Annotated in this window: 25 protein-coding genes and 2 tRNA genes; 23 read left to right on the top strand and 4 right to left on the bottom strand. The window is 60.8% G+C overall.

Annotated elements, in window-relative coordinates:
- Positions 1 to 57 precede the first annotated feature (57 nt).
- Positions 58 to 1,731: an electron transfer flavoprotein-ubiquinone oxidoreductase gene (locus tag BPHYT_RS13695; RefSeq protein ID WP_012433749.1), complete on the bottom strand. Its 1,674-nt coding sequence runs from the start codon at positions 1,729 to 1,731 to the stop codon at positions 58 to 60.
- Between the two features lie 187 nt (positions 1,732 to 1,918).
- On the opposite strand from BPHYT_RS13695, the gene BPHYT_RS13690 reads away from it, so the two are divergent.
- Positions 1,919 to 2,695 (top strand): SDR family oxidoreductase, encoded by a 777-nt coding sequence (locus BPHYT_RS13690; protein WP_012433748.1) that lies wholly within the window; start codon positions 1,919 to 1,921, stop codon positions 2,693 to 2,695.
- Between the two features lie 187 nt (positions 2,696 to 2,882).
- Positions 2,883 to 3,314, top strand: a complete 432-nt coding sequence (locus BPHYT_RS13685) for an acyl-CoA thioesterase (RefSeq protein ID WP_041758509.1) — start codon at positions 2,883 to 2,885, stop codon at positions 3,312 to 3,314.
- A gap of 142 nt (positions 3,315 to 3,456) precedes the next feature.
- On the opposite strand, the gene BPHYT_RS13680 is transcribed toward BPHYT_RS13685, so the two are convergent.
- A complete protein-coding gene (locus tag BPHYT_RS13680; RefSeq protein ID WP_012433746.1) occupies positions 3,457 to 4,002 on the bottom strand; it encodes a LuxR C-terminal-related transcriptional regulator in 546 nt (181 codons plus the stop codon).
- Positions 4,003 to 4,245: 243 nt separating this feature from the next.
- On the opposite strand from BPHYT_RS13680, the gene BPHYT_RS13675 reads away from it, so the two are divergent.
- From BPHYT_RS13675 to BPHYT_RS13600, 17 genes are all read left to right on the top strand, one after another.
- The gene (locus BPHYT_RS13675; protein WP_012433745.1) at positions 4,246 to 4,950 is read left to right on the top strand and encodes a CoA transferase subunit A; all 705 of its coding nucleotides are present in this window, start codon (positions 4,246 to 4,248) and stop codon (positions 4,948 to 4,950) included.
- A gap of 2 nt (positions 4,951 to 4,952) precedes the next feature.
- Positions 4,953 to 5,594, top strand: coding sequence for a CoA transferase subunit B (locus tag BPHYT_RS13670; protein ID WP_012433744.1), 642 nt, complete (start codon positions 4,953 to 4,955; stop codon positions 5,592 to 5,594).
- A 287-nt stretch (positions 5,595 to 5,881) separates the two neighbouring features.
- Positions 5,882 to 6,796 carry an alpha/beta fold hydrolase gene (locus tag BPHYT_RS13665; RefSeq protein WP_012433743.1) on the top strand — a complete coding sequence of 305 codons (915 nt, stop codon included), beginning with the start codon at positions 5,882 to 5,884 and terminating at the stop codon, positions 6,794 to 6,796.
- 83 nt (positions 6,797 to 6,879) lie between these two features.
- Positions 6,880 to 7,233, top strand: coding sequence for a RidA family protein (locus BPHYT_RS13660; protein WP_012433742.1), 354 nt, complete (start codon positions 6,880 to 6,882; stop codon positions 7,231 to 7,233).
- Between the two features lie 58 nt (positions 7,234 to 7,291).
- Complete coding sequence (locus tag BPHYT_RS13655) at positions 7,292 to 9,535, top strand: RelA/SpoT family protein (RefSeq protein ID WP_012433741.1); 2,244 nt, start codon at positions 7,292 to 7,294, stop codon at positions 9,533 to 9,535.
- A 131-nt stretch (positions 9,536 to 9,666) separates the two neighbouring features.
- Positions 9,667 to 9,743, top strand: a tRNA-Val gene (locus tag BPHYT_RS13650).
- Positions 9,744 to 9,995: 252 nt separating this feature from the next.
- A complete protein-coding gene (gene thrS, locus BPHYT_RS13645) occupies positions 9,996 to 11,903 on the top strand; it encodes a threonine--tRNA ligase (RefSeq protein WP_012433740.1) in 1,908 nt (635 codons plus the stop codon).
- 49 nt (positions 11,904 to 11,952) lie between these two features.
- Entirely contained in the window at positions 11,953 to 12,477 is a 525-nt protein-coding gene (gene infC / locus BPHYT_RS13640; protein ID WP_074263967.1) for a translation initiation factor IF-3, read from the top strand.
- Positions 12,478 to 12,723: 246 nt separating this feature from the next.
- Positions 12,724 to 12,921: a 50S ribosomal protein L35 gene (gene rpmI / locus BPHYT_RS13635; protein WP_012433738.1), complete on the top strand. Its 198-nt coding sequence runs from the start codon at positions 12,724 to 12,726 to the stop codon at positions 12,919 to 12,921.
- A 29-nt stretch (positions 12,922 to 12,950) separates the two neighbouring features.
- The gene (rplT, locus tag BPHYT_RS13630; protein ID WP_006052502.1) at positions 12,951 to 13,310 is read left to right on the top strand and encodes a 50S ribosomal protein L20; all 360 of its coding nucleotides are present in this window, start codon (positions 12,951 to 12,953) and stop codon (positions 13,308 to 13,310) included.
- Between the two features lie 158 nt (positions 13,311 to 13,468).
- Positions 13,469 to 14,482 carry a phenylalanine--tRNA ligase subunit alpha gene (pheS, locus tag BPHYT_RS13625; protein WP_012433737.1) on the top strand — a complete coding sequence of 338 codons (1,014 nt, stop codon included), beginning with the start codon at positions 13,469 to 13,471 and terminating at the stop codon, positions 14,480 to 14,482.
- Between the two features lie 162 nt (positions 14,483 to 14,644).
- On the top strand, positions 14,645 to 17,080 hold the full coding sequence (gene pheT / locus BPHYT_RS13620; RefSeq protein WP_012433736.1) for a phenylalanine--tRNA ligase subunit beta: 2,436 nt from the start codon (positions 14,645 to 14,647) through the stop codon (positions 17,078 to 17,080).
- A gap of 69 nt (positions 17,081 to 17,149) precedes the next feature.
- Positions 17,150 to 17,560: an integration host factor subunit alpha gene (locus BPHYT_RS13615; RefSeq protein WP_012433735.1), complete on the top strand. Its 411-nt coding sequence runs from the start codon at positions 17,150 to 17,152 to the stop codon at positions 17,558 to 17,560.
- A gap of 46 nt (positions 17,561 to 17,606) precedes the next feature.
- Complete coding sequence (locus tag BPHYT_RS13610; RefSeq protein ID WP_012433734.1) at positions 17,607 to 18,020, top strand: MerR family transcriptional regulator; 414 nt, start codon at positions 17,607 to 17,609, stop codon at positions 18,018 to 18,020.
- Positions 18,021 to 18,083: 63 nt separating this feature from the next.
- Positions 18,084 to 18,160, top strand: a tRNA-Pro gene (locus BPHYT_RS13605).
- 402 nt (positions 18,161 to 18,562) lie between these two features.
- Complete coding sequence (locus BPHYT_RS38655; RefSeq protein WP_012433733.1) at positions 18,563 to 18,700, top strand: hypothetical protein; 138 nt, start codon at positions 18,563 to 18,565, stop codon at positions 18,698 to 18,700.
- A 201-nt stretch (positions 18,701 to 18,901) separates the two neighbouring features.
- Positions 18,902 to 19,474: a thioesterase family protein gene (locus BPHYT_RS13600; RefSeq protein ID WP_012433732.1), complete on the top strand. Its 573-nt coding sequence runs from the start codon at positions 18,902 to 18,904 to the stop codon at positions 19,472 to 19,474.
- A gap of 44 nt (positions 19,475 to 19,518) precedes the next feature.
- On the opposite strand, the gene BPHYT_RS13595 is transcribed toward BPHYT_RS13600, so the two are convergent.
- Entirely contained in the window at positions 19,519 to 20,343 is an 825-nt protein-coding gene (locus tag BPHYT_RS13595; protein ID WP_012433731.1) for an IclR family transcriptional regulator, read from the bottom strand.
- Positions 20,344 to 20,497: 154 nt separating this feature from the next.
- Here BPHYT_RS13595 and BPHYT_RS13590 point away from each other — a divergent pair, with 154 nt between their 5' ends.
- From BPHYT_RS13590 to BPHYT_RS13575, 4 genes are read left to right on the top strand one after another with little or no spacing between them, the layout of a single operon-like run.
- A complete protein-coding gene (locus tag BPHYT_RS13590; protein WP_012433730.1) occupies positions 20,498 to 21,262 on the top strand; it encodes an ABC transporter substrate-binding protein in 765 nt (254 codons plus the stop codon).
- Positions 21,263 to 21,291: 29 nt separating this feature from the next.
- A complete protein-coding gene (locus BPHYT_RS13585; RefSeq protein WP_012433729.1) occupies positions 21,292 to 21,948 on the top strand; it encodes an amino acid ABC transporter permease in 657 nt (218 codons plus the stop codon).
- A complete protein-coding gene (locus BPHYT_RS13580; RefSeq protein ID WP_012433728.1) occupies positions 21,945 to 22,691 on the top strand; it encodes an amino acid ABC transporter ATP-binding protein in 747 nt (248 codons plus the stop codon). Before BPHYT_RS13585 ends, BPHYT_RS13580 begins: the two co-directional genes overlap by 4 nt.
- Before the next feature lie 8 nt (positions 22,692 to 22,699).
- Positions 22,700 to 23,998 (top strand): NAD(P)/FAD-dependent oxidoreductase, encoded by a 1,299-nt coding sequence (locus tag BPHYT_RS13575; RefSeq protein WP_012433727.1) that lies wholly within the window; start codon positions 22,700 to 22,702, stop codon positions 23,996 to 23,998.
- Between the two features lie 38 nt (positions 23,999 to 24,036).
- Here BPHYT_RS13575 and BPHYT_RS13570 read toward each other — a convergent pair whose 3' ends face one another.
- Positions 24,037 to 25,836, bottom strand: a complete 1,800-nt coding sequence (locus BPHYT_RS13570; RefSeq protein ID WP_012433726.1) for a cytochrome P450 — start codon at positions 25,834 to 25,836, stop codon at positions 24,037 to 24,039.
- Positions 25,837 to 25,968: the final 132 nt, after the last annotated feature.

Here is a 25,968-nt window from a genome sequence, read left to right as displayed (position 1 = left end):
CCTTTTCGCAGCGCCGGCATTTAGAAGCAGGCGCTGCGAAGGCAAGTGAAGCATCGATCACATGTTCGGATAGTTCGGACCGCCGCCGCCCTCAGGCGTGACCCACACGATGTTCTGCGTCGGGTCCTTGATATCGCACGTCTTGCAGTGCACGCAGTTCTGCGCGTTGATCACGAGACGCTCGCTGCCGTCGTCGTTTTTCACGAACTCGTACACGGCCGCCGGGCAATAGCGTGATTCCGGACCGGCATACGTCTGCCAGTTCACGTTCACCGGCACGGACGGATCTTTCAGCGTTAGATGCGCCGGCTGATTCTCTTCGTGATTCGTGTTCGAGATGAACACCGAAGACAGCCGGTCGAACGTGAGCTTGCCATCCGGCTTCGGATACACGATCGGCTTGCATTGCGACGCGGGCTTGAGCATCTCGTGATCCCAATGCTGGTGATGCAGCGTCCACGGCACATTGCCGCCCAGCAGCTTCTGCTCGATGCCGACCATCAGCGTGCCGAGGTAGAGTCCCTTGCTCATCCACTGCTTGAAGTTGCGCGCACGGTGAAGTTCGGTGTGCAGCCACGACGTCTTGAAGCTCTCCGGATAGGCGGTGAGTTCGTCGCTGGTGCGTCCTGCCTGCACGGCGTCGAAAGCCGCTTCAGCAGCCAGCATGCCGGTCTTGATCGCCGCATGCGAACCCTTGATCCGCGACGCGTTCAGGAAACCCGCATCGTCGCCCACCAGCGCGCCGCCCGGAAATACCAGCTTCGGCAGCGACATCAAACCGCCCGCCGTGATGGCCCGCGCGCCATACGACACGCGCTTGCCGCCTTCGAGCACGGCGCGAATCGCCGGATGCGTCTTGTAGCGCTGAAATTCTTCGAACGGCGACAGATACGGGTTCGTGTAGCCGAGGCCGACCACGAAGCCCACCACCACCTGGTTGTTATCCATGTGATAGAGGAACGAGCCGCCGTACGTGTCGTTTTCCAGCGGCCAGCCGGCCGTGTGCATCACCAGACCCGGCTTGTGCTTCGACGGGTCGATTTCCCACAGTTCCTTGATGCCGATACCGTAGACCTGCGGATCGGCGCCTTCGCGCAGCTTGAATTTATCGTTCAGCTGGCGACCGAGGTGACCGCGCGCGCCTTCGCAGAACAGCGTGTATTTCGCGTGCAGTTCCATGCCGAGCTGGAAGTTTTCGGTCGGCTCGCCGTCCTTGCCAATGCCCAGGTTGCCTGTGGCGACACCTTTAACCGAACCGTCGTCGTTGTACAGGATTTCAGCCGCAGGAAAGCCCGGGAAAATCTCGACACCCAGCGCCTCGGCCTGCTGACCCAGCCAGCGTGTGACATTGGCCAGTGAAATGACGTAATTGCCGTGATTCTTGAAGTTATCCGGCAGCGCCCAGGTCGGCACGCTCTTCGAGCCGGTTTCCGTGAGAAACAGGAATTTGTCTTCGGTCACATCCACCGTCAGCGGCGCGCCTTTTTCCTTCCAGTCGGGAATGAGTTCGGTGATCGCGCGCGGATCCATCACCGCGCCCGACAGGATATGAGCCCCGATCTCCGAGCCTTTTTCCAGTACGCACACGCCAATCTCGACGCTTTTCTCAGCAGCCAGCTGCTTCAGGCGGATCGCCGCGGACAGGCCAGCCGGGCCGCCGCCGACGATCACGACGTCGTATTCCATCGACTCGCGTGGACCGTATTGCTCAATGAGACTTGCGGGGGTCATTGATGCTCCTCTTACCGTTAGAATGCTTTTTTCGGGTTCGTATTGTGGGCGATGCACACCCGCACTGCAACCAGATGAGCAGAGATTAGCACGATCGTTCTATTTTTGTGATACGGTATGACCCGTAGCGACGGGCTTACCGCACCCGTCAACCGCAGCCGTAACAACAACCGAACAAGGAACGACAATGGGCCGTTCGATCAATCTGGAAGGCAAGGTCGCGCTGATTACCGGCGCCTCGAGCGGGTTGGGAAAGCGCTTTGCTCAAGTGTTGTCGCAGGCGGGCGCCAAGGTCGTGCTGGCGAGCCGGCGGACCGAGCGTCTGAAGGAGTTGCGCGCCGAGATCGAGGCCTCCGGCGGCGCGGCGCACGTCGTTTCGCTTGACGTGACCGACTACCAGAGCATCAAATCCGCGGTCGCCCATGCGGAAACCGAGGCCGGCACGATTGATATTCTGGTGAACAATTCGGGCGTGTCGACCACGCAGAAGCTGTCGGAGGTCACGCCCGCCGACTTCGAATACGTGTTCGATACCAACACGCGCGGCGCGTTCTTCGTCGCGCAGGAAGTCGCCAAGCGCATGATCATGCGCGGTAACGGCGCGCAGAAACCGTCGTACCGCATCATCAATATCGCGTCGATGGCGGGTTTGCGCGTGCTGCCGCAAATCGGCCTGTATTCGATCAGCAAGGCGGCTGTCGTGCATATGACGAAAGCCATGGCGCTCGAGTGGGGCAAGCACGGCATCAACGTGAACGCGATCTGTCCTGGCTATATCGACACTGAGATCAACCATCATCACTGGTCGACGGAGCAAGGGCAGAAGCTCGTGTCGATGCTGCCGCGTCACCGCGTCGGCAAACCGGAGGATCTGGACGGGCTCCTGCTGCTGCTGGCGGCGGACGAATCGCAGTTCATCAACGGCTCGGTGATTGCCGCCGACGACGGCTTCGGGCTCTCCTGAACGCAAGACGGCGCAGCCGGCGCTCGCGTTTTCAGGTCGCGAGGGCCCGGATTGGCGTCCGTTCGAAGAAACTGTTTTACGCACTCGGGCCTTTGTGCCGCCTGAGGGCGTGCGCTATGTTGCTGTCTGTCTCTACGCCGGTCCACGCGCCGGCTTCAACCTGATTTCAACCCGATAAAGAAGTACGATGAGCGATTTTCACGCAGTTTTCGAGATGTCGATGCCGATCCGCTGGGGCGACATGGACGCCTTCGGCCATGTGAACAACACGGTCTATTTCCGCTACATGGAGCAGGTGCGGATTTCCTGGTTCGAACAGCTGGGCCTCGCCGGTAACAACGCCGACGGCCAGGGACCGGTGATCGTCAATGCGTCGATGGAATTTCTCAAGCAACTGCATTATCCCGGCGACGTGATCGGCCGGATGACGGTCGCCACGCCCGGCCGCAGCAGCTTCGACACGGGTTTCGAGCTGGTGCGCGCGGACGATCCGAATACCGTCTATGCACGCGGTGCCGCGCGCTGCGTCTGGATCGATTACGCGGCTGGCAAGTCGGTGCCGGTGCCGGACTTGCTGCGCGAAACCATCGAGCGGGCTGCGCTGGTCAAGGTGGCGTAATAGCCGACCTTCAGCCGGCTTTCGTGGCGAACCGGCGGCAATCGCTAACGTCGCGGCACATTGCCGCCTGCCTCCGAGATGGCTTGCCCAAGCGCGACTCAGCGTCGCGCGAACCAGTGACCGGACACACGCGCCCGCTGCTTCAATGCCCGAGCAGGCGCTGCAACAACTCCGTCGCGTTCCCCGTATCGTATTTGCGCATCAGCCGCGCCCGGTAGACATCGACGGTGCGCGGGCTGATATCCAGCGCCCGGCCGATCTGCTTGCTGGTTTTGCCTGTCACCAGTTGCGCGGCGATTTCGCGTTCGCGCGGTGTCAGTTCGACCGCCACGCGCCGCGTCGCGCTCAAGTCCTCGAAGGTCCAGACGCCCGCCGCATGCGGGTCGGCGCGCTCCTGCGCGCGGCCCGTTACGTGGCACCAGAATAATTCGCCGTTGGCCCGCTTCATGATGCGGTCGTCCGCGTAGCTGCCGTGCGCGGTCATGATCGGCGGAATCCGCGCGCCGATCCGCTCGAATTCGTCCGTCGACGGATACAGCACCTGGAACGACTGGCCGAGCAGCGACTCGCGCGTGCAGCCGAATATCGACGCGAGCTCGTCATTACAGTCTTCGATAGTCCGTTCGCGCGACAGCACGAGTCCGATCGGGGCGAGCTGGAACGCGGTTTGATAATCCAGTGCGGGCATGAATTGGCGGCGAGTACTTATGTATTTTTGCGTATTGTGCCGCATGGCGCGCCCAGCGTACTCTTTCGGGCACATGACAACGCGGCGAAGCCGTCCGCGGCGGGCTTTGTACGGCGCACAGGGAAACCTGGGCGCACAGCCCGCCGGGGATGACTAGAATGACGTGTCGGGCGCGGGCCCGCGCAACGTCATACCAGCCGCAACGATCCGATTTCGGGTTTCCATAAAGGAAGGGACATACTGATGAACAAGGTCTATCCAGGCGCCGCCGAGGCGCTGAAAGACATCGTCAAGGACGGGCAGACGTTCGCCGTCGGCGGTTTCGGGCTGTGCGGCATTCCGGAGGCGCTGATCGGCGCACTGCGCGATTCGAAGGTGCAGGGCATTACCTGCATCAGCAACAATGCGGGCGTCGACGGTTTCGGCCTCGGTCTGCTGCTCGAAACGCGCCAGGTCAAGAAGATGATCTCGTCGTATGTCGGCGAGAACAAGGAGTTCGAACGCCAGTATCTGGCCGGCGAACTCGAACTCGAATTCACGCCGCAAGGCACGCTCGCCGAGAAGCTGCGCGCGGGCGGTTCGGGCATTCCGGCGTTCTTCACCAATACCGGCTACGGCACGCTGATCGCCGAAGGTAAGGAAACCCGCCAGTTCGGCGAAAACCACTATGTGCTCGAACATTCGCTGACGGCCGACGTCGCGCTGGTCAAGGCATGGAAGGCCGACAAATCGGGCAACCTGATCTACCGCCGCACCGCGCGCAACTTCAACCCGATGTGCGCGATGGCCGGCAAGATTACCGTTGCGGAAGTCGAAGAGATTCTCGAAGTGGGCGAACTCGATCCGGACGCGATCCATACGCCTGGCATTTTCGTGCAGCGCATTGTGCTCAATGCGAATCCGGAAAAACGCATTGAACAACGCATTGTCCGCGCGAAAGGAGACTGATCATGGCATGGACTCGTGACGAAATGGCCGCACGCGCGGCGAAGGAATTGCAGGACGGTTTTTATGTGAACCTCGGCATCGGCCTGCCGACGCTGGTGGCCAATCACGTCCCGCCCGGCGTCGAAGTGTGGCTGCAGTCGGAAAACGGCCTGCTCGGCATCGGCCCGTCGCCGACCGAAGAGGAAGTGGACGCCGATCTGATCAACGCCGGCAAGCAAACGGTGACCACGCTGCCGGGCTCGTCGATTTTTTCGTCGGCGGACTCGTTCGCGATGATTCGCGGCGGCCACATCAATCTGGCGATTCTCGGCGCCATGCAGATCAGCAAGAAGGGCGACCTGGCCAACTGGATGATCCCGGGCAAGATGATCAAGGGCATGGGCGGTGCAATGGATCTGGTTGCGGGCGTCAAGCGCGTGGTCGTGCTGATGGAGCACGTCGCGAAGGGCGACCAGCACAAGATCCTCGAAGAATGCACGCTGCCGCTCACGGGCGTGGGCGTGGTCGACCAGATCATCACCGATCTCGGCGTGATCGAAGTCACGGACAACGGGCTCAAGGTGACCGAACTGGCGCCGGGCGTGAGCGTCGAGGAAATCAAGGCGAAGACGGGCGCGCCGCTCGATGTGAGCGCGGTTAGCTGAATGGCGTGCGGCGAGGCCAGCTGAAGCGGTTCGAGGCTGTTTGAGGCCGCTGGCGGCCAGATGCGGCTGGTGTGAGCGGCAGGCGGCCGCGAGGCGGTTCCAAGGCGGGCGAGGCGTGAGTCTCGCCCGCTTTCTTTTGTGCGCAGGACATTCGTTCGGAGCCGTCCTATGCCATCTGGCCGACTCTTGCCGCGCGGCAAAGCGGTTTACAATCGTTTGAAGATTGAACGCACGTCGATCCCTGCTGTGCCCATGCCGAACCCGCAGCGCTTTTGCAAGGAACCCAGATGACCGAAATCACGTCCGCTTCCACCGCCGGTCGGCTTGCGCCGCGTCAACGCTACGTGCAGTGCGCGAGCGCTGGAGGCTTGCATCGCGTTGCCTACACCGAGTGGGGCGACCCGGCCAATCCGCGCGTGTTGCTGTGCGTGCACGGCTTGACCCGTTCAGGGCGTGACTTCGACCGCCTCGCGGAGGAATTCGCCGGCACTTACCGCGTGGTGTGCCCGGATGTCGCGGGGCGGGGCTTGTCATCGTGGCTCGCCAACCCCAACTTCTATACGGTGCCGCAATACGTCGCCGACATCGTCACGCTGATCGCGCGCCTGAACGTCGAGACGATCGACTGGTTCGGCACGTCGATGGGCGGCCTGATTGGGCTTGGACTGGCCGGCTTGCCCGAAACGCCGATCGGCAAGATGTTGCTGAACGATGTCGGTCCGCATCTGGAGCCGGCTGCGGTACAACGCATCGGCGATTATTTGGGCAAGCCCGTGCAGTTTGAAACGCTGCAGCAAGGTATCGATTACGCAGCCTTGCTCGCGCAGACTTTTGGCCCGCTCACGCCAGACGAGTGGCGCGAGATCAACACGCCGCTTCTGCACGAACAGGACGGCAAGTGGCTGTTCCGTTACGACCCGCGGATCGCGCAGCCTTTTACCGCGATCACCGAAGAAGCGGCCAAACTCGGCGAGGCCGCGCTGTGGCATTCGCTGGCCTCGTTTCAGGGGCCGGTGCTGGTGGTGCGCGGCGAGCTATCCGATCTGCTCTCGCGTGAAACCGTCGCGAAGATGATCGAGACCGGGCGCGCGGTGTCGAGCGCGGAAATCGCCGGTGTCGGACACGCGCCGGCGTTTCTGTCGGCCGAGCAGATCGACATCGCGCGGCAGTTCTTTATCGGACCGGCCGCCGACGCGTCATAATATGCAGTTCCGCGCGGCGTCCTCAGTGGGGCGCCATGCGGAACGCATCTCCGATCAATTTTCAAACCAACTCAGGATTCGTCATGGCAGTCATTCGTCACCACATCGGCAAGCGCCTCTCGGAAATCGCCGTGCACAACGGCACCGTGTACCTCGCGGGCCAGATCGCTGAAGACGCGGATCAGGACATCACGGGTCAGACGCGCGAAGTGCTCGGCCATATCGACCGTCTGCTGGGCGAAGTGAACAGCGACAAGTCGCACTTGCTGTCGGTGCAGATCTACATCTCGGACATGGTGCATTTCGCGGGCATGAACGCGGTGTGGGACGAGTGGGTCGCACAAGGCGCCACGCCGCCGCGCGCTACGGTCGAAGCAAAGCTCGCCAATCCGAAGTGCCTGGTTGAAATCTGCGTGGTCGCGGCGCAGCGCGACTAAGTCGTGCACGCGTAGTTGAATTTCCGTTGAATCGCCTGGCCCGGTGGGCCGTCGCACCATGAATACCGAAACCGTTACTAACGCGCCGAACCCCCTTCCTTCATTCGATGAAGCGATGGCGTTCGTGCGCGAACATGCGGGCGAGGTGCGGCTGTCGTCGGGCGAAATGCTGGCGGATCACGCGGCGGGTACGGCGTCGATCATGCGCAAGCTCAACGTCGATCCGCCGGCGGTGCTGGCGGCGGCGCTGTTTGCATTGACGCCGCATCTGCAGGACCCGGAGCGCGTGATCGCCGACAACTTCGGCGAAGAAGTTGCGCAACTGGTCGGCGACGTGCGCAAGTTGTTGCGTCTCGGCACCGTGAGCTTGCGTGCCGCACAGAATGCCATGCCCGAAGCCGGGCGCGATGCGCAAGCCGCGCGCCGCGCGCAGGTCGAGGCGCTGCGCAAGATGCTGCTCGCCTTCGCGCAGGATATCCGGGTGGTGCTGATCCGGCTCGCGTCGCGACTGCAGTCGCTGCGTTACTACGCGGCGGCGAAAATCACGCCTTCGCCGGACGTGGCGCGCGAGACGCTCGATATCTATGCGCCGCTCGCCAATCGCCTGGGCATCTGGCAGTTGAAGTGGGAACTCGAGGATCTCGCATTACGCTTCGAAGAGCCGGTCACATATAAGCGCATCGCCAAGTTGCTCGACGAGAAACGCGTCGAGCGCGAGAGCTATGTCGCGCAGGCTATCGAGCGCCTGCAAAAGGAATTGGCCGCAGCGAATATTCGTGCGGAAGTGAGTGGTAGGCCGAAACATATCTACAGCATCTGGCGCAAGATGCGCGGCAAGGAGCTGGACTTCGCCGAGCTTTACGACGTGCGAGCGTTTCGCGTGATCGTGCCGGACATCAAGGATTGCTACACGGTGCTCGGCATCGTGCACAACCTGTGGCAACCGGTGCCGAAAGAGTTCGACGACTACATCTCACGACCGAAGCCTAATGGCTACAAGTCGCTGCACACGGTGGTGATCGGCGACGATGGCCGCGCGTTCGAAGTGCAGATCCGTACGCAGGAAATGCATCAGTTCGCCGAATACGGCGTGGCCGCGCATTGGCGTTACAAGGAAGCCGGCACGCGCGGCTACGGCGGCCAGTTCGCCGCCAACGAGAAGTACGACGAGAAGATCGCGTGGCTGCGTCAATTGCTCGCGTGGAAGGACGAAGTCTCCGAAGGCGAGCACGGTGAGAAGCGCGCATCGCAGCCGTGGGAACAACTGCGCCAGGCCACGCTCGACGACGACCACATCTATGTGCTGACGCCGCAGGCCCGGGTGATCCCGTTGCCGCACGGCGCCACGCCTGTCGATTTCGCGTACCACTTGCATAGCGAGTTGGGGCACCGTTGCCGGGGCGCGCGCGTCGACGGCGCGATGGTGCCGCTGAACACGCCTTTGCAAAACGGTCAGACGGTGGAGATCGTCGCGGTGAAGGAGGGCGGTCCGTCGCGCGACTGGCTCAACCCGCAACTCGGCTATCTGCAAAGTCCGCGAGCGCGGCAGAAGGTGCGCGCCTGGTTCAATGCGGTCGAACTGCAGGAACATATCGCGAGCGGCCGTGCGATGGTCGAAAAGACCTTGCAACGCGAGGGCAAGACGTCGGTCAATCTGGATCAGCTCGCGGCCAAGCTCGGCTTCAAGACCACCGACGATCTGTTCTCGGTGGTGGGCAAGGAAGAATTCAGTTTGCGGCTCGTCGAGCAGGCGCTGCATGATGCGCCGCCGCCGGAACCGGTGGTCGAAGCGCCGGAGCAGTTCGAGAAGCGTAGCAGCGGCGCGAGCGTGGCGCGTGGAGCGTCCACGGGCGTGCTGGTGGTCGGCGTGGATGCGTTGCTCACGCAACTCGCGCGCTGCTGCCGGCCCGCGCCGCCCGACGATATCTGCGGCTTTGTTACGCGCGGCAAAGGCATGTCCATTCACCGCAGCGATTGCCCGACGTTTCTGCGCATGGCGGACCGGGCGCCCGAGCGCGTGTTGCAAACGGCGTGGTCGGCGGAGGTGATGAGCGGCCGTGGCCAGTCGGTCTATCCGGTCGATCTCTCGATCGATGCAACGGATCGGCAGGGCCTGCTGCGCGATATTTCCGAAGTGTTCGCGCGCGAGAAGATGAACGTGATCGGCGTGAAAACGCAGACGCGACGTAACGCCGCGTTCATGCAATTTACCGTCGAGGTGTCGAGCGCGGCGCAGATTCAGCGCGCGTGTACGCTGCTCGGCGAAGTCACGGGCGTGGTGCGCGCTTCACGCAAGAGTTGATGAGTGTGCGGCGAACGCATGGCCAGTCGAGGTATCTTCTGGGCATGCATGAGCGCGTGAGTAGAAATTTAAAGTCGGTGCATAAAAGTACTTGCCAAGCAGTGTGGCGCTCCATATAATCTCGTTTCTTCAGGCTCGTAGCTCAGCTGGTTAGAGCACCACCTTGACATGGTGGGGGTCGTTGGTTCGAGTCCAATCGAGCCTACCAACGAAAGAGAAATTCCGGTCTTGCCGGGGTTTCGCAAGCTGCAGTAAGCGCCTTTGGCGCAAAAGGCGAATACGGTTATGACACCGCGAACGTTGACCGAAACTACTTCGGAGCGACGCTAGTCGAGGACCACTTTCGCCACTGTAGTTAGCAGGAAATGTGAATGCGGCCCCTCGAAAGCGGGGCCGCATTTTTTTTGTTTTTTTGACCTGGTTGTATGTGCCGCCGCCGGTCGGCACCACGGAGAACGCAATGGTTTCGATACGTCTGCCTGACGGTTCTGTTCGACAGTACGAGCATCCGGTGACCGTCGCCGAAGTGGCCGCCTCGATCGGCCCCGGCCTCGCGAAAGCCGCGCTCGGCGGCAAGATCGACGGTGAGCTGGTCGATACGTCCGCGTTGATTGATCACGACGTGGCGTTGGCCATCGTCACCGAGAAAGACGCAGACGGTCTCGATATCATCCGCCACTCCACGGCGCACTTGCTCGCGTACGCGGTGAAGGATTTGTATCCGGAAGCGCAGGTCACGATCGGCCCGGTCATCGACAACGGCTTCTACTACGACTTCGCGTACAACCGCCCCTTCACGCCTGAAGATCTCGAGAAGATCGAAAAGCGCATGCAGGAACTCGCGAAGAAAGACGAGCCGGTTTCGCGCCGCGTGGTGTCGCGCGACGAAGCGGTGGACTACTTCAAGAGCATCGGCGAAAAGTATAAGGCCGAGATCATCGAATCGATTCCCGCTACCGACGACATCAAGCTGTACTCGCACGGCGGCTTCACCGATCTGTGCCGCGGCCCGCACGTGCCGTCCACCGGCAAGCTGAAAGTCTTCAAGCTGATGAAGGTCGCGGGCGCTTACTGGCGCGGCGATTCGAAGAACGAACAACTGCAGCGCATCTACGGTACGGCCTGGACGAAAAAGGAAGACCAGGAAGCGTATCTGCACATGCTCGAAGAGGCAGAGAAGCGCGATCACCGCAAGCTCGGCAAGCAACTCGATCTGTTTCACATGCAGGACGAATCGCCGGGCATGGTGTTCTGGCATCCGCGCGGCTGGACGCTGTGGCAGCAGGTCGAGCAGTACATGCGCCGTCGCGTGAACGACGCAGGCTACCTCGAAATCAAGACGCCGATGATCATGGACCGCTCGCTCTGGGAAGCGTCGGGCCACTGGCAGAACTATCGTGAAAACATGTTCACGACGGAATCGGAAAAGCGCGACTACGCAATCAAGCCGATGAACTGCCCGGGTCACGTGCAGGTGTTCAACCACGGTCTGCGCTCGTATCGCGATCTGCCGTTGCGTTACGCGGAATTCGGCTCGTGCCACCGTAATGAATCGTCGGGCGCGTTGCACGGCCTGATGCGCGTGCGCGGTTTCGTGCAGGACGACGCGCATATTTTCTGTACCGAAGACCAGTTCATCAGCGAATCGATCGCGTTCAATACGCTGGCGATGAGCGTCTATAAAGACTTCGGCTTCGACAACGTCGAGATCAAGCTGTCGCTGCGCCCGGACGCGCGCGCCGGTACGGACGAAACGTGGGATCGCGCGGAGCAGGGCCTGCGCGAGGCGCTGACGGCCTGCGGCGTGACGTGGGAAGAGTTGCCGGGCGAGGGCGCGTTCTATGGCCCGAAGGTCGAGTACCACATCAAGGACGCGCTTGGCCGCTCGTGGCAATGCGGCACGCTGCAGCTCGATATGGTGCTGCCGGAGCGTCTGGGCGCCGAGTACGTCGCTGAAGACAACAGCCGCCGCCGTCCGATCATGCTGCATCGGGCAATCGTCGGATCAATGGAGCGTTTCCTCGGCATTCTGATCGAGCACCATGCCGGTGCAATGCCCGCATGGCTCGCGCCGATGCAGGTCGTGGTGATGAATATCGCGGAAAGTCAGGCCGAATATGCGCAATCTTTAGCCCAATCGTTGCAAAAACAAGGGGTTAGAGTAGAGGCCGATTTGCGCAACGAGAAGATTAGCTATAAAATACGTGAGCACACGCTGGAAAAGGTGCCGTACCTGCTTGTGGTCGGCGACAAAGAGCGTGAAGCCCAAACGGTAGCCGTGCGTGCCCGTGGTGGTGTCGATCTGGGTGTGATGCCTCCCGACACTTTCATTGAGCGTCTGCGCCAGGATGTGCAGTCGTTCAATTGAGCCACTTGGCAGCCCGGCTCGTTTTTTTAATTTTTAGAGGAAACGTAACATCGCTACTGATAAGTCTGCGCACCGCATCAACGGTGAAATTACGGCACCCGAGGTGCGTCTGGTCGGCGTCGAGAACGAACCGCTCGGCATTGTGAAACTCGCTGATGCGTTCCGCATGTCGGAACAGCAAGACGTGGATCTGGTCGAAATTGCTCCGCAAGCGGTTCCGCCGGTTTGCCGCTTGATGGACTACGGCAAGTTCAAGTACTCGGAAGCGAAGAAGCAACACGAGGCCAAGCTGAAGCAGAAGATCGTCCAGGTCAAGGAAGTCAAATTCCGCCCGGGCACGGACGACGGCGACTACAACGTCAAGCTGCGCAACCTCATCCGCTTCCTCGACGACGGCGACAAGACGAAAATCACGTTGCGTTTCCGTGGCCGCGAAATGGCTCACCAGGAAATCGGTATGCGCATGCTCGAGCGCCTGCGCACGGACCTCGACGAAGTCGGTCAGGTCGAGCAGATGCCGAAAATGGAAGGGCGCCAGATGATCATGGTGCTCGCTCCGAAGAAAAAGAAGTAAGCAATCAGAGCAGCGGCGCGCCGTGTGGCGCGCGTTCTGTTTGTGAAAAGATTGAACGACGCGGCGCCGGGTGTCCGGTGCTGTGTCAGCAGGTTTCGGAACGACGTGTGTACAATGCGCGTCGTTTCCCGAAAAGCGGCTGTCGGCAGTTCAGGCGGTCTGCATACCAAGTGGAGTGGGTTTCGAAGGGCGGGTAATGGCCAATGGCCGACCGCACACCCATATCCATCAAATAATGGAGTTGTCATGCCGAAGATGAAGACCAAGAAGAGTGCTGCAAAGCGCTTCGTGGTGCGTCCGGGCGGTACCGTCAAGCGCGGTCAAGCCTTCAAGCGCCACATTCTTACCAAGAAGACCACCAAGAACAAACGCCATTTGCGCGGTTCGACGGCAGTTCATGATGCAGATATGAACTCCGTGCGCGCAATGCTGCCGTTCGCTTAACCCTTAACCGACACTCATAGGAGCAAGACATGCCTCGAGTAAAACGTGGGGTTACCGCACGGGCCCGTCACAAGAAGATCATCAAGCTGGCCAAGGGTTACCGCGGCCGTCGCAATAACGTCTATCGCATCGCCAAGCAGGCGGTCATGCGTGCAGGCCAATACGCCTACCGCGATCGCCGCAACAAGAAGCGTGTGTTCCGTGCATTGTGGATCACGCGTATCAACGCGGCGGTGCGTCAGCACGACATGACGTACAGCGTGTTCATCAACGGCCTGAAGAAGGCTTCGATCGAACTCGACCGCAAGGTGCTGGCCGACATGGCTGTGTTCGACAAGGCTGCTTTTGCTGCGATCGTTCAGCAGGTGAAAGCCGCCGTTGCAGCCTGATTGCGCTTCTGGCAATTAAAACTGCGTGGTTCGTTGCAGCGAACATCCGGTAGTCTCGGTGACGCTGCAGCAAAAACGGGGCTCCTCACCGAGCCCCGTTTTTGTTGGTAGAACCAGTTTTGCTTCGATTGAACACTGACGTTGAAATGATGGGATCAATGGATCTGGACCAGATTGTCGCCGACGCGCAAAAAGCCTTCGCAGAAGCCTCCGACGTCACCACCCTCGAGAACGAGAAAGCACGCTTTCTCGGCAAATCGGGTGCGCTGACCGAGCTATTGAAGGGCCTCGGCAAACTCGATCCCGAAACGCGCAAGTCCGAAGGCGCACGGATCAACCTCGTCAAGCAACAAGTGGAAGCCGCACTGACCGCGCGCCGTCAGGCGCTGGCCGACGTGCTGCTGAATCAGCGCCTCGCCGCTGAAGCCATCGACGTGACGCTGCCGGGCCGCGGCACCGGCGCAGGCAGCCTGCACCCGGTGATGCGCACGTGGGAGCGGGTCGAACAGATTTTCCGTACGATTGGATTCGACGTGGCCGACGGCCCCGAAATCGAAACCGACTGGTACAACTTCACCTCGCTGAACAGCCCGGAAAATCATCCGGCGCGTTCCATGCAGGACACCTTCTACGTCGACGGCAAAGATGCCGACGGCCGCCAACTGCTGCTGCGCACGCATACCAGCCCGATGCAGGTTCGCTACGCGCGCACCAACACGCCGCCTATCAAGGTGATCGTGCCGGGCCGCACGTATCGCGTGGACAGCGACGCGACGCATTCGCCGATGTTCAACCAGGTCGAAGGCCTGTGGATCGACGAGAACATCAGCTTCGCGGATCTGAAGGGCGTCTACACCGACTTCCTCAAGAAGTTCTTCGAGCGCGACGACATTCTCGTGCGCTTCCGTCCGTCGTATTTTCCGTTCACCGAACCGTCGGCCGAGATCGACATGTTGTTCGAAACGGGCAAGAACGCCGGCAAATGGCTCGAAATTTCGGGCTCGGGCCAGGTTCACCCCACGGTGATCCGCAACATGGGCCTCGACCCGGACCGTTACATCGGCTTTGCTTTCGGCAGCGGCCTCGAGCGGCTCACCATGTTGCGTTATGGCGTGCAAGACCTGCGTCTGTTCTTCGAAAACGACCTGCGTTTCCTGCGTCAATTCGCCTGAACCGGCGCGGTCGAACGCGACGAGCATAGAGTGCGGCAAGGTATGCAGTACATGCCGCCACAGCGTCCCCGGCAATGTTCGATGAATCGCTCGCATGAACAGCGCGCCGAGTCGAAACATTGCCGGACGTGGACCTAACCTGATCAGAACGTACACAGAACCATGCAATTCCCGGAATCCTGGCTGAGAACCTTTGTCGACCCGCAACTGACGACCAACGAACTGTCGCACGCGTTGACGATGGCGGGTCTCGAAGTCGAAGACCTGCGGCCGGCCGCGCCGCCGACCTCGAAGATCGTTGTCGGCCAGGTGCTGGAAGTCGTCAAGCACCCGGACGCGGACAAGCTCAACGTGTGTCAGGTCGACGCCGGCACGGGCGCGACGCTGAACATCGTGTGCGGTGCGCCGAACGTGGCGCCGGGCATCAAGGTGCCGGTCGCGTTGGTGGGCGCGCAACTGCCGCCCGCCGAAGAAGGCGGCGCGCCGTTCGCGATCAAGCTCTCGAAGCTGCGCGGCGTGGAAAGCCAGGGCATGCTGTGCTCGGCACGCGAACTGAAGCTCTCCGAAGATCATAGCGGCCTGATGATCCTGCCGGAAGATACGCCGATCGGCCAGGACATCCGCGAAACGCTCAATCTCGACGACACGGTTTTCGAAATCAAGCTGACGCCGAACAAGGCAGACTGCCTGTCGGTGTTCGGCGTGGCGCGCGAGACCTCGGCAATTACCGGCGCGCCGTTGCGTCCGTTGGAAATCAAACCGGTCGAAGTCAAACTCAACGAGACGCTGCCCGTCAAAATCTCGGCGCCTGATCTGTGCGGCCGGTTCTCGGGTCGCGTGATTCGTGGCGTGAATGCACACGCCAAGTCACCGCATTGGATGGTCGAGCGTCTGGAGCGTTCGGGTCAGCGCAGCATCTCCGCGCTCGTCGATATCTCGAACTATGTGATGCTCGAGTTGGGCCGTCCGTCGCACGTGTTCGATCTGGACAAGATCCACGGTGGCATGGACGTTCGCTGGGGCCGTAAGGGCGAGACGCTCAAGCTGCTGAACGGCAATACCGTCGAGCTCGATGAAACCGTCGGCGTGATCGCCGATGAGCAGCACATCGAAAGTCTCGCGGGCATCATGGGCGGCGACAGCACGGCCGTCACGCTCGACACCACCAACATCTATCTCGAAGCCGCCTTCTGGTGGCCCGACAGCATCCGCGGCCGCTCGCGCAAATACAACTTCTCGACCGACGCCGGCCATCGCTTCGAGCGCGGCGTCGACTACGCGACCACCGTCGAACATATCGAACGCATCACGCAACTGATTCTCGACATCTGCGGCGGCGAAGCCGGTCCGGTCGACGATCAGATCGTCAACGTGCCGAAGCGCGAGCCCGTGAAGATGCGTGTGTCGCGTGCGAATCGCATCATCGGCATCAAGATCGACGCCGACGAAATCGCGCAGATTTTCACGCGCCTCGGCCTGTCGTTCGAGCGCAGTGAAGACACGTTCTCGGTGATGCCGCCGTCGTATCGCTTCGATATCGAAATCGAAGAAGACCTGATCGAAGAAGTCGCGCGCATCTATGGCTTCGAGAAAATTCCGGCGCGTCCGCCGGTCGCGACCAGCGAAATGCGCGCGACCAACGAAACGCAGCGCTCGATCCACGTGATCCGTCACGCGCTCGCCGCGCGCGACTACGCGGAAACGGTGAACTTCAGTTTCGTCGATGCGGAGTGGGAGCAGGACTTTGCCGGCAACGACAAGCCGGTACGTTTGCTGAACCCGATTGCAAGCCAGTTGTCGGTGATGCGCACCACGCTGTTCGGCAGCCTGATCCACGTGCTGCGTACGAATCTGAACCGCCGCGCGGCGGATCGCGTGCGCGTGTTCGAAGCCGGCCGCGTGTTCCTGCACGATCCGTCGATCAAGGCCGGCGAGCTGACAGTCGAAGGTTTCGCGCAGCCGAAAATGATCGGCGCCCTCGCGTACGGTCCCGCGCTCGAAGAGCAGTGGGGCGCGGCGACGCGCACGGTCGACTACTTCGACGTGAAGGGCGATCTGGAAGCCGTGCTGGCACCGGCGGTCGCGCGCTTCGTTAAAGCGGAACATCCGGCATTGCATCCGGGACGCAGCGCGCGTATCGAACTGAATGGCCGCGCAGTTGGCTGGATTGGCGAATTGCATCCGCGCTGGATGCAAAAATATGATTTACCGCTTGCGCCGATTCTGTTTGAAATCGAAGCGGAAGCATTAATGCAGCGCGTATTGCCCATTCCGTCTGAGGTGTCTAAATTTCAGCCGGTGCGTCGTGATATTGCGGTGGTCGTCGATCAGAAAATCGAGGCTCAGGCACTGCTGGATGAGCTTCAGAAGGCCCAGTCCGAACCCGCCTGCAAGACTGTTCAGAAGGTTGTGCTTTTCGACGAATTCCGTCCAAAATCAAACACTTCCGGTGGTCTGGGCGCTCACGAGAAAAGCCTTGCGTTCCGTGTGACCTTGCAAGATACTGGCGGAACCCTTCAGGATGAAACGGTCGATCTGGCTATTCAAACTCTGGTGGAACGTCTGGCTCGAGTATATGGCGCACGGTTGCGCGGATAACCCGCATTTAACAATTGCACGGCTGTTTCCGCATCCATTGTTTTCTGCTTGGCGCGCCATTTGATAGATATGAATGAAATGAACTCGAGTGATTTCGAAGCCCTTCTTACGGCGCAACGCAGCGCCATGATTCGCGAAATTCCGACATCACCCGCCGTCGTTTCCACTGAAACGCCGACGCTTACCAAGGCGGAACTTGCTGAGTTGCTGTTCGACAATGTCGGACTCAACAAGCGGGAAGCGAAAGACATGGTCGAAGCGTTTTTCGAGGTGATCCGCGACGCGCTGGAGAGTGGCGACAGCGTGAAGCTGTCGGGGTTCGGCAACTTTCAGTTGCGCGACAAACCCCAGCGTCCCGGCAGAAACCCGAAGACCGGCGAGGCGATTCCGATCGCCGCGCGCCGTGTTGTGACGTTCCATGCAAGTCAAAAGCTGAAAGCACTGGTCGAGAACGGCGCTGAAGCGAGCTTCACGCGCTAACCGACTGGCGCGTTCCTGCGCAACCCACCACGACGGCTAACTGACGATGACAGCGACGATCGAAAAAGTCGTCTTGCCTCCGATTCCGGCGAAGCGCTACTTCACGATTGGTGAGGTCAGCGAACTATGCGGTGTGAAACCGCATGTCCTGCGCTACTGGGAACAGGAGTTCACGCAGTTGAGGCCGGTCAAGCGGCGCGGCAATCGTCGCTACTACCAGCATCACGAGGTGCTGTTGATCCGGCGGATTCGTGAGTTGTTGTATGAGCAGGGTTTCACGATCAACGGCGCGCGCAACCGGCTCGATTCACACGGCGGCGGGGCGCACGGTGCGCCGGGCGATCTGGTCGATGAAGGCGAGGGCGCCGTGGTGCCGGCGGCAACCACTGCAGCCGCGGCGGTGGACGTCGAGCAGTTGCGTAAAGAATTGCTGCACGTAATCGATTTGTTGGGGCACTAGTCGCCTTTGTTGGCAGATGGCGGTTCTAATCGAATAAAGTGTCTGTTATAATTTTGTGCTGTTCGGGGCGTAGCGCAGCCTGGTAGCGTACCTGCATGGGGTGCAGGTGGTCGGAGGTTCAAATCCTCTCGCCCCGACCAAGAGACATAGCCCGGTAAGTCAAGCCAGTATTGGAGAAGCCAATGCTGACAAGGCTCACCGGGCTTTCTCGTTTACGGCTGTGTCTGTGGAGTGTGTCAATCCGCTGTGCGAATCTACGGAGATGACCGACATGCCCGTTACTCTTCCTGCTGGCGTTAGCCTTCGCGGTTCCGTGTGCCACCTGCGCATTGTTGTGCCCAAAGATGTGAACATCCATGGCCCCGCCAAGCGAATGGTAAGTACGCCGTCGATGCCTATCGCAAAAGCCTGGGCACCTCAGACTGTAACGAAGCGGCTGCGAAGGCGCACGCCCTCATCGCTGAATATCAACGAAAATTCGAAGCGGTTATCGTCTCCTACGATCTCACGCTGCCCACGAATAAATATCAACCGCTTTTCTAATGCGGAAACTCTCCGACCGGGCCGGCCGCAAGACGATGCCGCTCGTCGCCACGCGGTTGATCGGCGCGGCGGGCGTCGCGCTCGTGGCGATGCTGGCGAGCAAGGAGACGTCGCGTAGTCCGTCAGCGGATGATTGAGGGGGAGAGGCTCGGCCCCGGCTCGCTCGACCCGGAGCAAGCCAGTGCGCGAAGTTGCGACGAGCGCTTCAACCGCAGCCGCTCGTTTTCGAATAGGCGCTCTATAGATTTGCCCATCACCCGCGTCCCGTCTCCCACGCGCGCGTCTACCATGCACGTTTGCCCGCCGCGCGCGGCGCGTCATGATCAACGGGTTTTCGCATGAGTCTGCTACTTCGTTTGTTGCTTCTGATATTCACCAGCCGTCGCCGCAGCCGCTTGCATGTGCTCGATACGTGCGTCACGCCGTTTCGCGTCTGGTTGAATGACCTGGATGTATTGCTTCACATGAACAACGGCCGTTATTTCACGATCCTCGATCTGGCACGCGTCGATCTGATGATGCGCAGCGGCTTGTGGCGTCAATTGAAGGCACAAGGCTGGTATCCGGTCGTCACACTGGAAACGATGCGTTTTCACCGCTCGCTCGAACTCGGCAATCGCTATGACGTTCGGACCCGTGTGATCGGCTGGGATGAGAAACACATCTTCATCGAACAAGGCTTCGTGCGCGACGATGCACAAGTCGCGCTGGCCGTCGTGCGAGCACGCTTTCTGAAGCGAAGCGGTGGTGTCGTGACGACCGCCGAGCTGATGCAACTTTCCGGCGTGACGCAGTCATCGCCGGCGTTGCCCGAATGGGTCGCGCGCTGGAGCGAGGCCGAAGGAGGGATGGTGTTTCCGTCGGCTTCTTCTTCAGGCCAGCAGGATGCGAGCACAGTCACGCTACGGTGAACATTCTGTAGCGTAGCCCCAAGCGCCGCACACGACACGTCATTTCAAACCAGTGTCCTGATCGAACTACTGATACCACGCGCGCAATCGATCACCGCCGGCGCCAGCCGCGCTTCGGCGTCCGCCAGCGTCCAGCGGCTCGTCGGCGCGACGACGTGAACCGCGCCGACCGGGCGGCGCTCGCCGTCGAGCACCGCCGCCGCGATGGTCATATCGCCGATAAACAACTCCTCGCGGTTCGACGCATAACCATTGCGCCGCCCAAGCACAAGACGCGTGCCGATCTCCTCGAGATCCGTGACGGTGTACTGCGTGTGCGTCACGCGATCGCTGGCCACCAGCAGCGCGCGTGACTCGTCGTCCGGCAGCGCCGCGAGATAAGCCCGCCCCGACGCCGTGCAGTACATCGGAATACGGCTGCCTATCGGCATATGAATGGGCACGAACTTCGTACAGACGAAGCGTGCAACGTAGACCATGTCGACGCCGTCCGGCTCGGTCAGATTGGTGGTCTCCCCGGTGACATTGGTGAGTTCGGACAGAAACGGGTTGGCGACGTCGATCAGCGTGTCGGCGGCAAGATAGTTGAAACCGATTTGCATCACACGCGGCGCGAGCTGATACCGCTTCGTACGCGGATGCTTTCTCACGTAGCCGAGCTTCTCCAGCGTGTAGATCATGCGCTGCGCAGAGCTTTTGGTAATCGACGTCGCTTCCGCGACTTCGGGCAGCGTCATCGACCGGCGCTGCGCGCTGAACGCGCGTAGCACCGCGATTCCCTTCTCCAGCGACTGATTGAACAGCGCATCCGGCGTCTCATCCGGTTCCGGAGAGGCTTCCGGCGGCGCGTCGGGCGTCTTGCGTGTCATGGAATTACCCAATTGTTTAGGCGTAGCATCGAGACTAGCATATCGAATATCGATACGCAATTTCCGTTAGTCGATATTTTTGATTCGAATATCATAGTTAGACCGATGGTGGCCGATATTCCTGTCGGCCCTCGCCAACTCCGTGGAGAGACTCATGTTCCAGTTCGCCAAACGCTTCGCTAGTGTCTTTGCAACAGGATTGCTGCTCGCCGGCGCGCCGGCCTGGTCGGTTGCCGCCACCACCTACGAGGTCGGTTCGACGGCCACCGGCGTGCCGTTCACCTTTCTCGACGTGAAGAGCAATTCGATCCAGGGGCTGCTGGTCGATGCGATCACGGCAACGGGCAAGGCGGCGGGCTTCGATGTGAAGATCGAGCAGACCACGTTCTCGTCGCTGATTCCGTCGCTGACCACCAAAAAGATCGACATCATTTCAGCAGCCATGCTGAAGACGCCAGCGCGCGAACAGGTCGTCGATTTCTCCGATACGGTCTATTCGTACGGCGAAGGCCTGATCGTTCGCGCCGACGACAAAGGTCAGTACACGTCCATGGACGATCTCAAGGGCGAGATCGTCGGCGCGCAGGTCGGCACCGCGTTCGTCGACGCCTTGAACAAGAAGGGCATCTTCAAGGAAGTCCGCACTTACGATTCGGTCGCCGACATCATGCGCGACGTCGCATTGGGCCGTATCAAAGCGGGCTTCGGCGATCATCCGATCATTGCCTATCAGCTTCAGCACAATCCGAATCCGCAACTGCGCCTCGTCAGCGGATATCAGCCTTCGGTGAAAGGCCAGTTGTGCTTTGTCGTGCGCAAGGGCGACACGGCCACGCTGGAGCAGTTGAATGCCGGCATCAAAAAGATCAAGGCCGACGGCACGCTCACGCAGATCGTCAAGAAGTGGCAGGTGGAATGACGCCGTTTTCAGAATAAGGACTGCCCGCCATGTTCTTCCAGAACGCCGTTGAATTCCTGCCGATCCTGCTGAAAGGCGCGGTCGTCACGATCGAGATTACTTTCTGCTCGTTCGTTCTGAGCACCGTGCTCGGGTTGCTGCTCGCGCTGATGCGCGTGTCCGACAACCGCGTCGTGTCGAACGCGGCCGCTACTTTCATCAACGTGATTCGCGGACTGCCGATCATCGTTCAGCTCTTCTATATCTACTTTGTGCTGCCCGATCTCGGCGTGCAGTTGTCCGCCTTCCAGGCCGGGTTTATCGGCCTCGGTATTGCGTACTCGGTGTATCAGGCGGAGAACTTCCGCGCGGGCATTCAGGCGATCGATCACGGGCAGATCGAAGCGGCGCAGTCCATCGGCATGCGCGGCGCGATGATCATGCGGCGCGTGGTGTTGCCGCAAGCGTTCCGGATCGCGTTGCCACCGTACGGCAACACGCTCGTGATGATGCTGAAGGATTCGTCGCTCGCCTCGACCATCACGGTTGCCGAAATGACGCGTGCCGGGCAGCTCATTGCATCGTCCACGTTTCAGAACATGACGGTTTTCACGCTGGTCGCGCTGCTTTATCTCGGACTCAGCCTGCCGCTCGTCTATGGATTGCGGCGGCTCGAACGCCGCCTTGGACTGAAGGGAAAACGATGATCAAGGTCGACTCGATTCACAAGCGATTTCACGATCAGCACGTGCTGAAAGGCGTCAGTCTAAATGTGGAACGCGGCCAGGTGGTCTGTCTGATCGGCCCATCGGGCTCGGGCAAATCCACGCTATTACGCTGTATCAACGGGCTGGAACGGCATGACGCCGGAGAGATCACCGTCGAGGGTCGCACCGTCGATGCCAAATCGAAACAGATCCACGAACTGCGCGCGCAGGTCGGCATGGTGTTCCAGCGTTTCAATCTGTTTCCGCATCGCACGGCGCTTGAAAACGTGTTCGAGGGTCCCGTGTTCGTGAAGAAGCAAGCGCGCGCTCAGGCACGCGAGCGCGCGCGGCACCTGCTCGACAAGGTCGGGCTTGCGCATCGTATGAACGCGCATCCGGCGGAACTGTCGGGCGGACAGCAGCAGCGCGTGGCGATCGCGCGAGCGCTGGCCATGGAGCCCAAAGCGATTCTCTTCGACGAACCCACCTCGGCGCTCGACCCGGAGCTGGTTGGTGAAGTGCTCGGCGTGATGCGCCAACTGGCCGACGACGGCATGACGATGATCGTCGTCACGCATGAAATGGCGTTTGCGCGCGAAGTGGCCGACCGTGTGTGTTTTCTTCACGACGGCGCGATCCATGAAGAAGGCAGCGCGGCCGAGTTGTTCGACCGTCCGCGCCATGCCCGCACGCGCGAGTTTCTCGGCAAGATGCCTGCGCTGTCCGAAGCGCCCCGGATTTGAAGACCATCATGAGCCTGGTTGAAGTTGAAGTTGCAAAGCCGTTGCCGCCCTCGCTGTGGGCGGCGACAGCGGAACCCGCGGTGGTAACGCCTCCACTCGATAACTCGACGGTCGTGGACGTGGCGATCGTCGGCGCCGGCTATACCGGTTTGTCGACGGCGTTGCATCTGGCGGAGCAGGGCTTGCGCGTCTGCGTGATCGACGCCAACGAGCCCGGCTGGGGAGCGTCCGGCCGCAATGGCGGCCAGGTCATTCCCGGCCTGAAATACGATCCCGATGAACTCATCCGACGCTATGGTCCGCGCGATGGCAACGCGCTCGTGCAAATGGCGGGCGGTGCTGCGGATACGGTTTTCGATCTGGTCGCGCGCCACGGCATTCGCTGCGATGCAACGCGCGCGGGCTGGATTCAGCCGACCCATTCGCACAAGCTGCTGAAGACGCTGTACGCTCGCGCGGGACAGTGGGAAGCGCGTGGCGCGCCGGTCGAGTTGCTCGACCGTGCGCAGGTATCGAAACGGCTCGGCACTGACGCGTTTGTCGGCGGCTGGGTCGATCGGCGTGCGGGCAGCGTGCAACCGCTGAGTTATGCACGCGGCCTTGCGCGCGCGGCGCAAGCAGCGGGCGCGCAGATTCATGGCGGGACTCGCGCCGCGGGCATCGAGCGCGGCGCGAACGGATGGCGCATTCGCACGGCGCACGGTCCGGTCATCGAGTCGAAACAGGTGCTGCTCGCCACCAACGGCTATACCGACGGACTCTGGCCGCGACTGGCGCAATCGGTGATCGCGGCAAACAGCTTCATTGTCGCGACGAAGCCGCTGGCGGACGATGTCGGCGCAACGATTCTGGCGGGCGGAGAAGTGGCGTCCGATTCGCGGCGGCTGCTGCTGTACTTTCGCAAGGACGCGGATGGACGTTTGCTGATGGGCGGACGCGGTCCGTTTCGCGAGCCTCGCAACGCGGCGGATTGGGCGCATCTCGAGCGAGCCGCTCAGTTGATGTTTCCGCAACTGAGGGGCACCGAATACGAATTCCGCTGGGCGGGCCGCATCGCCATTACGCGCAACTTCTTGCCGCACGTGCATATGCCAGCGAAAGGTATGACTATCGCGCTCGGTTACAACGGACGCGGCATCGCGATGGCGACGACGTTAGGCAAGCACCTGGCTGCGTATCTTGGAGGGGCGGCGAAGGGCTTGCCGCTCCCGCCGACGCCGATCGAGCCGGTTCCGTTGCATGCGTTGCAGCGGTTTTATATCAGCGCGGGGGTGGCGTGGTATGCGTTGCTGGACGCACTTTCATAAGCATGCGGTTCAACTCGGTTTCCGTCTTCTATTCTCGACTAACCGCGTCGACGCAATTCGATGCGCAGGTTTCGCGGCACCATCGAAAACGCGAACACTTCCTCCACCTCGGACGCGTTGTCGACCAGCAGCAGATCGAAGTTGCGGCACAGCATGGCGACTGCTGATCTCACTTCCATCAAGGCGAGGCTGCGTCCCGGACAGAGGCGAGGTCCGGAGCCGAACGGCATGAACCCCGCTCGATGATGGCTGGCGGCACTTTCGCCGGTGAGCCAGCGGGCCGGATCGAATACGTCGGGCGCCGAATGGCCGCCTTGCTGCAGCCCTGCCTCGCGCGTCAATAGCGACAGCACCGCGCCCTTCGGGATCGCAATGTCGCCCACTTGCACGTCGTAATTCGGCTCGACTGCAAGAACGGGCGTCACCGATTTGAGCCGCATGGACTCGCTGATGACCGCGTTCACATAGAGGAGCGCGTCTCCGGCGTCAAAATCTTCGAGCATGGCTGCGGATCCGATAACGGCATCGACTTCTTCCTGCATTTTTCGCTGGACGTCTGGTAAAGACGCAATGAAGTACGCCACCCAGGCGATCGTGTTCGCCGTCGTGTCCTGTCCGGCCAACAGGATGGTGAACACATTGGCCAGTACTTCATCGTCTGTCAGCGGCGCTTCTCCATCGTGTTGCGCCATGAGCAACGCCTCGAGCAGATTCGTGGGCATCGTGTCCGTTTCCGGGCGCTGCGCGAGGCGCGCGCGGTTGGCGGCGATGAGGTCCTTCGTGAGCGCCTGAACCGCAATCAAGGCGCGATCCAGCGTCTTGTCTGCGGCTAGCTTGACGTAATGCCAATAAGGGAAGGGCGCATTGATCCGCCGGTTGATCATCGGGAACACGACTTCGAGATGACGCTGGATCACGTCGCCCTCGCTTTCGATGGTATCCATGTCATATCCAAACGCGAGATTGGTGGTGACGTCCACCGTGTATCGCATCAGGTCTTTCTGGATATCGATGATTTGCCGCTCGCGCTCCGCTTTCTCCCAGCGTTGCAGCAATCGACGTGTCATTTCGCAGAGCAACGGAAAGAAGGCACGCAGATGCAGAGGGTCTAGCGCCTTGGCGACGAGTTGCCGTTGCCGTCGCCAGGCATCGCCTTCCATGGAGAAAACGCCGTTGATGCCCAACTCGCGCGCAACGGTTTCGATCACGTTCCAGCGGCGATACGCGCCAGGGCGATCGCGCAACACCTGACTGATGAGAATGGGATCGGCGATCGCGACGAATGGGCGGCCGATCAATCGGAACGTGTACACGGGGCCGAATTCCCTGCACCACTCTTCGAGTACGAGGTGCAGCTTCTCGGGACGTAGTTGCAACGTATTGCCGAGAAACGAAACGCGCTTGGGGCCAGGGAGCTGGGCAAGCGATCTCACGGCAGATTCGCGGCACGGCATTATCACTGCCGGGGCAGGGCGCTGCGCATTCCATGCGCGCACTTCGTTGCGATCGACTTTAACTTCGCCGTTCTCGACGATTGCGTCGAAGCGCTTCAGATTCGAACTACTTGGCCCTTGCTTGCAGCCTGACGAGCAGTCGAACTGCCAACCGTGTGCGCGGCAGGCGAGCACGCCATCTTTTACTGTTCCTTCAGACAGGAGCGTGCCTTGATGCGGGCAGCGGCCCTGAAAAATCGAAATGGCGTTGCCGTGGCGAAGAACGATCAAATCGATGCCGTCGATGTTCGCCGCCTTGATGCCGTCGTCCGCGAGTTCTTTCGTGCGCGCTATCACTACCGTGTCCGGGGAACCCGAACGCACTGCCTGAAGACTCGCGTTCATTTTGTCGCTCCTTCGCGCCGGACAGGTATCGTTTCGTCGATCGCTCGAACACAAGAGACGGTCCGGCGTCTTGTCGACGGCGAACGCATTTGCGTTGCAGCGTGCAAACAGGTTTTTACGCGGCGTGAGGAA

The sequence above is a fragment of the Paraburkholderia phytofirmans PsJN genome (genome assembly GCF_000020125.1).
Classification (GTDB): Bacteria; Pseudomonadota; Gammaproteobacteria; order Burkholderiales; family Burkholderiaceae; genus Paraburkholderia; species Paraburkholderia phytofirmans.
This window is presented reverse-complemented; position numbering and strand designations above follow the sequence as displayed.